Genomic DNA, 11452 nt, shown 5'->3' with positions numbered 1-11452 from the left:
ACGCGGCCCCGACCCCCCACCCAACGCAAGGCGCTACGCGCACCCCCACCCCACCCGCACAGGCCGCCGCAGGCATCGCCCGCCCCTGAACCCACTCAAACCAACTCAAACCCACCCGAACAGCCGGTCCCGCAGGTAAAAAATGGCCCCGCCCAACCGGACGGGGCCACACCGCACAGAACCTCAGCGCCGAGCCACGCCCTCCGCCCGAGCCGCCGCGGCCACAGCCGCCGTCACGGCCGGAGCAACCCGCTCGTCGAACGGCGACGGAATCACGTAGTCCGCGGCAAGGTCGTCGCCGACCACCGACGCCAGCGCCTCAGCCGCAGCGATCTTCATGCCCTCGGTGATCCGGGAGGCCCGCACCTGCAGCGCCCCCGCGAAGATCCCCGGGAACGCGAGCACGTTGTTGATCTGGTTCGGGAAGTCGGACCGACCCGTCGCCACGACCGCCGCGTACTTGTGCGCGACATCGGGGTGGACCTCGGGATTCGGGTTCGCCATGGCGAAGACGAACGCACCCTCGGCCATGGAGGCGATCGCCGGCTCCGGCACCGTACCGCCGGACACGCCGACGAAGACGTCGGCGCCTTCCAGCGCGGCCTCCAGCGACCCGGTGATGCCCGCCTTGTTCGTGAACGAGGCCAGCTCCTGCTTGACCGAGGTCAGGTCGTCCCGGTCACCCGACACGATCCCCTTGCGGTCCGCCACCGCCACGTCCCCGATACCGGCCTCGACCAGCATCTTCGCGATCGCGACCCCGGCCGCACCGGCGCCCGAGATGACGACCCGCAGCTCACCGATGCCCCGCCCGGTCAGCTTCGCCGCGTTCCGCAGCGCCGCCAGCGTCACGACCGCCGTACCGTGCTGGTCGTCATGGAAGACCGGGATGTCCAGCCGCTCCTGGAGCTTGCGCTCGATCTCGAAGCACCGCGGCGCCGAGATGTCCTCCAGGTTCACGCCGCCGAAGGACGGCGAGAGCCGGACCACGGTCTCGACGATCTCGTCGACGCCCGTGCAGTTCAGAGCGATCGGCACCGCGTCCACGCCGCCGAACTGCTTGAAGAGGATCGCCTTGCCCTCCATCACCGGGAGGGAGGCCTCGGGACCGATGTCGCCGAGTCCGAGCACCGCCGTACCGTCCGTCACAACGGCGACGACCGACGATTTCCACGTGTAGTCGTGGACGAGGTCGGGCTGCTCAGCAATCGCGCTGCACACTTTCGCGACGCCGGGCGTGTACGCCAGGGACAGGTCGTCCTTGTCGCGGACCGGCACGGTGGCCTGCACGGCCATCTTGCCGCCGCGGTGCAGCGCGAACGCCGGATCGATGGAATCGAGGGGCTCGGCCCCGCCTTCCTGCTCCGTACTGCTGTCGCTGCGAGGATTGACGATCTCCGCTGCCACTTTGTCTTACCCCTTAGGTCTTCATGGTTTGAGGGTGGCCACTCCTGGTTGAGAAGTGGGCGGGCACCGCGTACGGCCCTGGTAGTGCTGCACCTGCTGCTGCATCTGCAGCTGCATCTGGTGCTGCACCCGCACGGGGTACGTACGAGCCATACGCGACGGGCGCGCCGCACACGCGCCCTGAGCCCCGGATGAGGGGTGTAAAGAACCTTCTTACCGGACGGACCACACCGAGGACGAGTCCAATACGTGCAAGGTCACATGGCGGAACGCGGACATCCACTTACCGGCCACCTGGCCGCCACTCACCCGGTGACATGAATCATGGGACATACCGGCACAAGCTCTCAAGATCGGCTTGACGGGTGCTTGAACGGCGCTCAACCCGCTCCGACCTGCACCGGCCCGGCGTCCGCATCCCGGGATCTACCGAAGATCTTGCGGCCGGAAGGGAGGATTCCCGCAGATGGTGCGGTCGGGATGTACCGACCTGGTGTGGTTCGGGTGTCGCCCGTTATCCGATTTTGACATCGCTGCGCCCCTGAATGCCTTCGTCCGAATGGCAAGATGCGGTCATCACACGAGGTCGCGACACTCGAAGGCGTGTGCTCTCGTCGACCCAGGACCCAAGCACCAGCCGAGGTCCCATGGCAGCTGCCGAACCCATCGGCAGCCGTCCGCCCCATCGGCAACTCCACCCATCCGCCGGAGGAACCCACCATGACCGCAAGCTCCACCCGTCGTACGACCGCCGCGCACTCCCGGCTAGCAGCGGTCGGTGCGATCGCGGTCGCAGGCGCGCTGCTGCTCACCGGCTGCGGTGACCAGACCAATGACAGCGGTTCGGACAGCACCGACACCACCTCGGCGAGCGCGGCCCCGCTGGCCGACAAGCTGCCGAAGGAGATCCGCGACGCGGGCGTCATCAAGGTCGGTTCCGACATCGCGTACGCGCCGGTCGAGTTCAAGGACAGCTCCGGCAAGACCGTCGGCATCGACCCCGACCTCGCGGCCGCCATGGGCAAGCAGCTCGGCGTGACCTTCGAGTTCGAGAACGGCACCTTCGACACGCTGATCACGGGTCTGCGCTCGGACCGGTACGACATCGCCATGTCCGCGATGACCGACACCAAGGACCGCCAGGAGGGCGTCGACTCCGACACCGGCAAGAAGGTCGGCGAGGGCGTCGACTTCGTGGACTACTTCACCGCCGGTGTCTCGATCTACACCAAGAAGGGCGACGACCAGGGCATCAAGTCCTGGTCCGACCTGTGCGGCAAGAAGATCGTGGTGCAGCGCGGCACGGTCTCCGAGGACCTCGCCAAGGCCGAGGCCAAGAAGTGCACCGGCGGCACGACGATCTCCATCGAGGCCTTCGACAACGACCAGCAGGCCCAGACCCGCCTGCGCGCGGGCGGCGCCGACGCCGGTTCCTCCGACTTCCCGGTCGCCGCGTACGCCGTGAAGACCTCCGGCGGCGGCAACGACTTCCAGCTGGTCGGCGAGCAGGTAGAGGCCGCCCCGTACGGCATCGCGGTCGCCAAGAACGACACCCAGCTGCGGGACGCCCTGAAGGCCGCGCTGGACGCGATCATCGAGAACGGCGAGTACGACAAGATCATCAAGAAGTGGGGCGTCGAGGACGGCGCCGTGAAGGAAGCCACCATCAACGGCGGCAAGTGACCGCGCGGCCTGCGGCCACTGAAAGGCAACACCCGTGACTGCTGACATCGACAAGACGGACGGGCCGGCGGACACCCCGCCGGCCGGCCCGGAGGCCATCAAGGCCATCCCGGTCCGTCACTACGGACGGTACGTCTCCGCCGTCATCGCCCTCGCCCTGCTGGGCGGGGTCATCTACGCGTTCTCCCAGGGCAGGATCAACTGGGGGGCGATCCCGGACTACTTCTTCAACGACCGCATCCTCAGCGGCGTGGGCAAGACGCTGCTGCTCACGGTGCTGTGCATGCTGATCGGCGTCGTCGGCGGCATCCTGCTGGCGGTGATGCGCCTGTCGAAGAACCCGGTCACCTCGTCCATCGCGTGGTTCTACATCTGGTTCTTCCGCGGCACCCCGGTCCTGGTCCAGCTCATCGTCTGGTTCAACCTGGGCCTGGTCTTCGAGACCATCAACCTCGGGCCGATCTACAAGGACGAGTGGTCGCAGTTCATGACCCCGTTCCTGACGGCGCTGCTGGGCCTCGGCCTCAACGAGGCGGCCTACATGGCCGAGATCTGCCGGGCCGGTCTGCTCTCGGTCGACGAGGGCCAGACCGAGGCGTCGCACGCGCTGGGCATGAGCCACGGCAAGACGCTGCGCCGGATCGTCGTCCCGCAGGCGATGCGCGTGATCGTGCCGCCCACGGGCAACGAGGTCATCAACATGCTGAAGACGACCTCGCTGGTGTCCGTGGTCCAGTACTCGGAGCTGCTGCGCGTCGCCCAGGACATCGGCCAGACCTCCGGCGCCCCGGCCGAGATGCTGTTCCTCGCCGCGGCCTGGTACCTGGTGCTGACCTCGATCTTCAGCGTCGGCCAGTACTACCTGGAGCGCTACTACGCCCGCGGCTCCAGCCGAAGCCTGCCGGCCACCCCGCTGCAGAAGATCAGGGCGAACCTGCTGTCCCTGTCGAACCGTTCCTCGTCGGCGGGAGGCACCGCATGACCGCCATGGTGAAGGCCGAGGGCGTCCACAAGTCCTTCGGTCTGGTCGAAGTCCTCAAGGGCATCGACCTGGAAGTGAAGTCCGGCGAGGTGTTCTGCCTCATCGGCCCCTCCGGCTCCGGCAAGTCCACGTTCCTCAGGTGCATCAACCACCTGGAGAAGATCAACGCGGGCCGTCTGTACGTCGACGGCGAGCTGGTCGGCTACCGCCAGAAGGGCGACAAGCTGTACGAGCTGAAGGACAGCGAGGTCGCGGTCAAGCGCCGGGACATCGGCATGGTCTTCCAGCGCTTCAACCTGTTCCCGCACATGACGGCGATGGACAACATCATGGAGGCGCCCGTCCAGGTCAAGGGCGTCAGCAGGGCGCAGGCCCGGGAGCGTGCGGGCCAGTTGCTCGAACGCGTGGGGCTGGCCGACAAGGCGAGCGCCTATCCCTCGCAGCTCTCCGGCGGCCAGCAGCAGCGCGTGGCGATCGCCCGTGCGCTGGCGATGGACCCGAAGCTGATGCTCTTCGACGAGCCGACCTCGGCCCTGGACCCGGAGCTGGTCGGTGACGTCCTCGACGTCATGCGCGACCTCGCCGAGTCCGGCATGACGATGATCGTCGTCACCCACGAGATGGGCTTCGCCCGCGAGGTGGGCGACAGCCTGGTCTTCATGGACGACGGCGTGGTGGTCGAGTCCGGCGACCCGCGGGATGTCCTGACGAACCCGCAGCACGAGCGGACGCAGTCGTTCCTGTCCAAGGTGCTGTGACGCTTCGCTGAACAGAGGCTGAACAGAGAAGGGGCGGTGCGGAGATCTCCGTACCGCCCCCTTTCGTACCGCCCCTTTCGTACCGCCCCTTTCGTACCGCCCCTTTCGTACCGCCCCTTGCGTACCCTCCGGCGCTACTTCAGCGCCAACAGCAGCGTGTCCGACGGCGAGCACCACACCGGACGCGCCTCCCCGAAGCCCTTCTCGCGCAGCACGCGCGCGTGCCACGCGGCGGGCGGCATGTCGCCGTCGGCGTGCTCGCCGTAGATCGCGAAGCGCTGGGCCGTGGGCCCGGCGAGGACCGGGTCCTTGGCGGCGACCTGCCACCACTCGGCCCAGTCGAGGGCGCCGTCGGCCTTGGCCTGTTCCATGCCCGCGTGCCGCCGCGCCCGCTCGGCCGCGTTGATCCTGGGCGTGGTGTCGTCGATCATGTGGTCCGCGTTCATGAAGACACCGCCGTCGCGGACGAGTTCCGCGACCTGACCGTAGAGGGCCGCGAGGGGTTCGCTGTGCAGCCAGTGCAGGGCCGTGGCGGTCAGGACGGCGTCGTACGACTCGTACGGCAGCCTCGACGGCCAGTCGGGGTCCTTGAGGTCGGCGGTGACGAAGGAGACCCGCTCGTCGCCCGCGAAGGTGCCCTCGGCGATGGCGAGGAGCGCCGGGTCGAGGTCGACGCCCGTGCTGGTGGCCTCCGGGAACCGGGCGAGGAGCCTGGCCGTGATACTTCCCGTGCCGCACGCGAGGTCCAGGACGCGCGGGGCGGTGCCGACGAGGGCCTCGACCATGTCGAGCATGATCCGGAAGCGTTCCTCCCGGTCGGGCAGGTACCACTCCTGCTGCCGGTCCCAGCTCTGCTGCCAGGCCTGCCAGTCGGTACCGGCCGTGGTGGTGTCCGTGTTCGTGTCCGTCATCGAGCCCCTCCGTCACGATGTCACGTCATAGACGTCACGTAATACCCTGGATGCACGACCGGCTGTTACCCCGTCCGCACGACGACCATAGAACGCCTCCGTAAGGACTACAAGTGGAACTGGCCTATTACTCGGACTACGCCGTACGACTCGTCAACAGCGAGGAACCGGCCCGGGGCAAGGACGCGCTGACATCCGTCGAGGCAATCCACGACCTCTTCGGCGGCAACGAGGGGGTGGCCCGGCGCGCCACGGACGCCGACGTCACCCGCTTCCGGGGCGTACGGGCCCGGCTCCGGGCGGTCTTCGAGGCGGCGGACGCCGGCAGCGAGACCCTGGCCGTCGACCTGCTGAACTCACTCCTCCTGGAGTTCCCGGTGAGCCCGCAGATCTCCGGCCACGACTACCGGGACGACGAAGGCCGCCCGCTGTGGCACATGCACCTGGCGGACCACCCGTCGAACGCGACCTCGGGCTACGCGGCCATCGCGGCGATGGGCCTCGCCTTCCACCTCACGGAGTACGGCGTCGACCGCCTCGGCCTGTGCGAGGCCGCGCCGTGCCGCAACGCCTACCTGGACACGTCCACGAACCGCTCGCGGCGCTACTGCTCCGACCGCTGCGCCACTCGCGCCAACGTGGCGGCCTACCGCGCCCGCAAGCGCCTGGAGGCCGACCGGTCGGAGAAGACCGGCCTCGCGGCCGACAGCGCCCAGCGCACCGCGGCGAACGGCGAGCGCTGATCCGGCCTGCGCGGCCGGTAGCGGAACCGGACCTTGCCGAGCACCAGTTCGTCCGGCACGGTCCCGTAGTCGGTGCTGTCCCCGCCGGCGTACGCGTTGTCCCCGAGCACCCACCAGCCGCCCTCGCGCCGCTGCGCGGCCCGCTTGACGACGAGCAGGTCCTGCTGGAACGGATGGCGCAGGACCACCACGTCACCGGGCCTGACCCGAGCCCCCCACTGCACGACGAGCTGATCCCCGTGACTGAGCGTGGGCACCATGGACGGCCCGGTCACCTCGGCCAGCCCGAAAGGCAGTACGGCCCCCCTGCGCTCGGTCTCCTGCGACAGCTCCGGCATCGCCGGCACCTCCCCGGTCCGTTCCTCCACCAGTCTCAGTCTGACCCCGGACTTTTGTCCTAAGCCCATGGGGGCACTCGCGAAATCCCTTCCCTCGGGGAGTAATGTCGCACCTGAGAAGACGATCACGAGGAAGGATTGCGCATGCTTTCCCGCCTGTTCGCCCCCAAGGTCAAGGTCAGCGCCCACTGCGACCTGCCCTGCGGCGTGTACGACCCGGCCCAGGCCCGCATCGAGGCCGAGTCGGTCAAGGCCGTCCAGGAAAAGATGGCCGCCAACGACGACCCGCACTTCCAGGCACGCGCCACCGTCATCAAGGAGCAGCGTGCCGAGCTGGCGAAGCACCACGTCTCCGTGCTGTGGAGCGACTACTTCAAGCCCCCGCACTTCGAGAAGTACCCGGAGCTGCACCAGCTGGTCAATGACGCTCTGAAGGCCGTCTCGGCCGCCAAGGCGTCGACCGACCCGGCCACGGGCCAGAAGGCCCTGGACTACATCGCCCAGATCGACAAGATCTTCTGGGAGACCAAGAAGGCTTGATCTATGGCTAGGCCGTCTGACCTGCGGTTTCGCGGGTCACATCGCCTACCTGTCCGCACCCGGTCCGCAGGCCGCCGAGAACGGCGTCCATGACGGAGCGGGTGCGGTCTTCTTCTCCCGGCCACAGGTGGGCGTAGATCCGCAGCGTGATGACGGCGGATGCGTGGCCGAGGACCAGCTGGACCTGCTTGACGCTCGCTCCGCCGGCGATGAGGGCGGAGGCGTAGAAGTGGCGCAGGTCGTGGGTCACCATGTGCGGGAGTTCGACGGGTCTACGACCCTCACGCCCGGCCGCCTCGTTCTCCGCCGCCTGGAGCGCCTTGCGGGCGCAGTTCCATTCGGTCTTCCAGCGGCGGTAGTTGAGGGGCTCGCCCTCCTCCATCGTGAACAGCCACTCCTTCGAGGGCCGTGCCGCGAGGTGCGTGAGGAGCGCGTCTGTAACGACCTCGCCGACCGGGACCGTACGCCGGGACTTGCCGGTCTTCGGCGGACCGATCAGGCCGGACTGGAGACGCTGACGCTCGACACGGATCGAGCCGCTCTTGAAGTCGACGTCCGAGACTTTGAGACCGAGCAACTCGCCTATGCGCAAGCCTGATCCGGCCAGGACGACGATCGCCGTTCGGATGTACGGCGGCATCGCTCCGAGCATCGCCTCGACCTGCGCGACGGTGAGCGGAGTGAACTCCTCATCGGGCATGGACGGGAGCGTGATCCGCTTACAGGGGGTCACGGCGATGACCTTGTCCTCGACGGCCGCCGTCATGACGCGGACCAGGACGTCGTAGACGTTGCGTACGCTGCCGGGGCCCAGTTGCTCGGAGAGCTTCTTGAAGAGGGCCTGGATGTGGCTGCGGCGCAGGGACGCCATCGCGTAGGAGCCGAGCACGGGTATCAGGTGAACCCGCAGAGCGTTGTCGGTGATACGGGTGCCCGCCTCACCGGCGATCTGCTCGCCCTCCCACTTCGTCGCGTACTTCTCGAATGAGATCTTGCCGGCGCGCGGGTCGACGTACAGGCCGGTGACCACGCTGGCCGTGACCTCGTCGAGCCAGCGCTGGGCGTCGAGTTTGCGGTCGAAGTGGCGGGCGTGCTCCTTGCCGTCGAGGTCGCGGTAGCGGGCCCGCCATTTGCCGTTGGGGCGCTTCTGAATGTTGGCCAAGTGGTTTCTCCCTTGGGTTGGTTATCGGTGGTAGCCGCCGCCCTCAATGTGCTCGGTGAGGGTGCGGGCGTCGCGCTCGTCGCCCATCAGGCGGAGGCACTGCTCATGGATGGCTCGTGAGCTGTCGGGGTGGGCCTGAATGTGCTCGGCGATGCCGACGACAGCGTGGTGCAGGCGGTCTTCGGCGTCGCGTGTCTCGTAGTACGCCTCGACGGCTTCCTGGACGAGCCGCCTGCTGTCGAGATCCAGCCCTTCCAGCGGCGGTGTCATCAGCTCTTCGAGGGGCAGCTCGAAGACACGGGCGAAGGCGAGCGCCTCGTCGACGTTGATGCGGCGGCGCGGGGTGCCGTTCTCGATGCGCCAGACCGCGGTCTGGTTCATCTTGACGCCGGCCTTGGACACCCGGTCTGCCAGCTCCGTCGTGCTCCATCCCCTGACCTCGCGCTCCAGCGCCACCCGCGCGGCGATGTTGCCCTCGCTGTAGAGCAGCGGCACCTCACCGCCGTCGGCCTTGTCGCCTGCCATCGAACCTCCATCACGATCATCACTATCCCAATAGTAACGGATGCTATCCGATTTGGTTAACGGCCGATCGTCGGGCACACTTTATGCAGATAGGAACGCTGACTAGTCGATTAGGAACGCATGCGATACCTGACCACCGCCGAGGTCGCCGAGCGCTACCGCACAGCCGAGAGCACCGTCCGCTACTGGCGCCAGATCGAGAAAGGCCCGCAGGGGATCAAGATCGGCAAGCGGGTGCTATACGCCGAGTCCGAGCTGCTGCGCTACGAGCGCGCGCTGAACGACGGCCGGGGCGAGTGGGGTCTGGCCTCCTGAACCGACGAGAGCCCCGGACACGGAAACGGCCCTCGGCGCGCCAACGCCAAGGGCCGGAGAGTCCCCGCACTTCGCCCATTCCTGAACGAACAAGCCGGTGAGGGGCTGGACCTTGTCCGTCCTGCCCCTCGCCTGAGAGGAACGTCTATGGAGGACCCTACGTCCACCACCAATCCGAATACGGTTCCCAAAGCCAACTGGCCCGAGGCCGCGGTCCCCGGCCAGGGCGTCCCCTGGCGCGGCGCAGACCAGTCGGACGCAGGATCCCCTGATTTGGGGACCGGGGACCAGGCGCACGACATCGTTGATCCGCAGGTACCGGATGTCGGGGACCGGTCCCGCGACGCGTCGGAGACCAGCGTTCCGGTCACGGACCGGATATCCACCGGTGGGGAACATACACAGGTCAGCGGCCTACAGATCACACCACCGGGCGAGACGGACGCCGCTCCGAGCGTTGACCACGCGATGACTTCCGGTCAGTCGATCCCCGGATCCGGTCCCCGAACTCCAGACGCGGGGACCGCATTTGGGGACCGTCGTGGGGACAACGGCCCCCACGAGACTTCGGGGACCGTCGTCTCCGACCGCGGATCGGGAACCGGGGACCGTGCAGGCATGGGCGTCGGCGAGCCGATCGACGAAGGAGCCGTACTGCTGGACGAGCTGCGTGCGGCGATCGCCCGGTACGTGGTGCTGCCGAGCGAGGAGGCGCTGACTTCGGTCACGCTGTGGGTGGCGGCCTCCCACATCCAGCCCGCTCTGCAACACGCGCCGCGCCTGGCAGTGGTGGGTCCGACCAAGGGGTGCGGCAAGTCCCGTGTCCTGGACGTGCTGCACGAGACCGTGCACCAGCCGATGATGACGGTGAACACGTCTCCCGCAGTGGTCTTCCGCGTCATCGGCAAAAACCCGCCGACGCTGCTGGTGGACGAGGCCGACACCATCTTCGGCCCCAAGGCGGGCGACAAGGAGGACCTACGGGGCCTGCTGAACGCCGGGCACCAGCGCAACCGGCCCGCCTGGCGGATCTCCGGGCCGGAGCACAAGCCGACCGCGTTCCCCACCTTCGCCATGGCCGCGCTGGCCGGGATCGGTGACCTGCCGGACACGATCATGGACCGGTCGGTCGTACTCCGCATGCAGAAGCGCAAGCCCGGCGATCGGATCACCCCGTTCCGCTCGCGGTACTCCGTGCCCGAACTGAACGCGCTGCGCGACCGGCTGACCGCCTGGCTGACTCCTCTCCGGGGCACCGCTGCCCGCCTGGTACCGAAGATGCCGGTCGAGGATCGGGCCGCGGACACCTGGGAGCCGCTGGTCATCGTCGCCGACCTGGCCGGCGGCCACTGGCCCGCCCGGGCCCGCGTGGCCTGCCTGGCGATGACCCGGCACGAGGTCGCCCAGGACGAGCAGACGACTCTGAAGACGCGACTGCTGCGCGACATCCGCCGCATCTTCGACCAGGAACACAACAAGGAGGCCCTGCGCACTCAGGACCTGCTGGCGGCCCTCCTCCAGGACGCCGAGGCCCCGTGGGCCGAATACGGCACCAAGGGCCTGAACGCCTACCACCTGGCCAACCTGCTGCGGGACTTCGACATCAGCCCGGCCAACTACCGCTTCGAAGAGGGCAGGCAGGCCAAGGCGTACATGCGTAACCGATTCCTCGACGCCTGGGCCCGTTACTGCCCCGATCCGTCCGAGGCAGCGTCGACACCCGCACATCCGGGACGGGCCCTACTGCCCGCCGCCCCAGCGGGCTCGTTGCCCGTCGGCCCGCCCGGCGGCGCCCCTGGCCCCAGGCGCGCCCGCTAACCCCACCCCGGGTTCGTATCAGTCCGTCGCGTCCGTCCCCGCGCAGGTCAGCGCGGGGACGGACTTCCTCGCCAAGACGGATCACTCCGTACCTGCGGCCATGTCCGTACCTGTCCTGACCAGCCCTGCGACGGATGCGACGCACGTGGCAGAGCCCCACCACACGCCACTGGAGCACCAGCATGCACGACACCAGCACCGACAACCGCCGCCGCAGGGGACTGCTCGGCCTGGCCCGCCGAACAGCAGCAAGCTGGAGCGAACGAGCCT

12 protein-coding genes are annotated in these 11452 nt (G+C 68.2%); 7 read left to right on the top strand and 5 right to left on the bottom strand.

Annotated features, from left to right (window positions below; all coding sequences use genetic code 11):
- Nucleotides 1–183: 183 nt before the first annotated feature.
- The gene (locus AC5P09_RS44225) at nt 184–1407 is read right to left on the bottom strand and encodes an NAD(P)-dependent malic enzyme (RefSeq protein WP_493879341.1); all 1224 of its coding nucleotides are present in this window, start codon (nt 1405–1407) and stop codon (nt 184–186) included.
- 720 nt (nt 1408–2127) lie between these two features.
- On the opposite strand from AC5P09_RS44225, the gene AC5P09_RS44220 reads away from it, so the two are divergent.
- From AC5P09_RS44220 to AC5P09_RS44210, 3 genes are read left to right on the top strand one after another with little or no spacing between them, the layout of a single operon-like run.
- Nucleotides 2128–3090, top strand: a complete 963-nt coding sequence (locus tag AC5P09_RS44220; RefSeq protein WP_493879340.1) for an ABC transporter substrate-binding protein — start codon at nt 2128–2130, stop codon at nt 3088–3090.
- A gap of 34 nt (nt 3091–3124) precedes the next feature.
- Nucleotides 3125–4072, top strand: a complete 948-nt coding sequence (locus AC5P09_RS44215) for an amino acid ABC transporter permease (RefSeq protein WP_493879339.1) — start codon at nt 3125–3127, stop codon at nt 4070–4072.
- Nucleotides 4069–4830, top strand: coding sequence for an amino acid ABC transporter ATP-binding protein (locus AC5P09_RS44210; protein WP_493879338.1), 762 nt, complete (start codon nt 4069–4071; stop codon nt 4828–4830). Before AC5P09_RS44215 ends, AC5P09_RS44210 begins: the two co-directional genes overlap by 4 nt.
- A gap of 134 nt (nt 4831–4964) precedes the next feature.
- Here AC5P09_RS44210 and AC5P09_RS44205 read toward each other — a convergent pair whose 3' ends face one another.
- Entirely contained in the window at nt 4965–5741 is a 777-nt protein-coding gene (locus AC5P09_RS44205) for a class I SAM-dependent methyltransferase (RefSeq protein WP_493879337.1), read from the bottom strand.
- Between the two features lie 113 nt (nt 5742–5854).
- Here AC5P09_RS44205 and AC5P09_RS44200 point away from each other — a divergent pair, with 113 nt between their 5' ends.
- Nucleotides 5855–6484, top strand: coding sequence for a CGNR zinc finger domain-containing protein (locus tag AC5P09_RS44200; RefSeq protein ID WP_493879336.1), 630 nt, complete (start codon nt 5855–5857; stop codon nt 6482–6484).
- On the opposite strand, the gene sodX is transcribed toward AC5P09_RS44200, so the two are convergent.
- Nucleotides 6388–6822 (bottom strand): nickel-type superoxide dismutase maturation protease, encoded by a 435-nt coding sequence (gene sodX, locus AC5P09_RS44195; protein WP_266448091.1) that lies wholly within the window; start codon nt 6820–6822, stop codon nt 6388–6390. The two genes, AC5P09_RS44200 and sodX, sit on opposite strands and share 97 nt — an antisense overlap.
- A gap of 144 nt (nt 6823–6966) precedes the next feature.
- Here sodX and sodN point away from each other — a divergent pair, with 144 nt between their 5' ends.
- Nucleotides 6967–7362 (top strand): superoxide dismutase, Ni, encoded by a 396-nt coding sequence (sodN, locus tag AC5P09_RS44190; protein ID WP_493879335.1) that lies wholly within the window; start codon nt 6967–6969, stop codon nt 7360–7362.
- A 7-nt stretch (nt 7363–7369) separates the two neighbouring features.
- Here sodN and AC5P09_RS44185 read toward each other — a convergent pair whose 3' ends face one another.
- Both AC5P09_RS44185 and AC5P09_RS44180 read right to left on the bottom strand, forming a co-directional pair.
- A complete protein-coding gene (locus AC5P09_RS44185) occupies nt 7370–8524 on the bottom strand; it encodes a tyrosine-type recombinase/integrase (RefSeq protein WP_493879334.1) in 1155 nt (384 codons plus the stop codon).
- 21 nt (nt 8525–8545) lie between these two features.
- Nucleotides 8546–9049 carry a helix-turn-helix transcriptional regulator gene (locus AC5P09_RS44180; RefSeq protein WP_493879333.1) on the bottom strand — a complete coding sequence of 168 codons (504 nt, stop codon included), beginning with the start codon at nt 9047–9049 and terminating at the stop codon, nt 8546–8548.
- A 120-nt stretch (nt 9050–9169) separates the two neighbouring features.
- Here AC5P09_RS44180 and AC5P09_RS44175 point away from each other — a divergent pair, with 120 nt between their 5' ends.
- Together AC5P09_RS44175 and AC5P09_RS44170 are read left to right on the top strand one after the other, a co-directional pair.
- Nucleotides 9170–9364 (top strand): helix-turn-helix transcriptional regulator, encoded by a 195-nt coding sequence (locus AC5P09_RS44175; RefSeq protein WP_493879332.1) that lies wholly within the window; start codon nt 9170–9172, stop codon nt 9362–9364.
- A 618-nt stretch (nt 9365–9982) separates the two neighbouring features.
- Entirely contained in the window at nt 9983–11182 is a 1200-nt protein-coding gene (locus AC5P09_RS44170; RefSeq protein WP_493879331.1) for a DUF3631 domain-containing protein, read from the top strand.
- The last annotated feature ends 270 nt before the right edge of the window (nt 11183–11452 follow it).

Source organism: Streptomyces sp. a15 (genome assembly GCF_059026085.1).
This window is presented reverse-complemented; position numbering and strand designations above follow the sequence as displayed.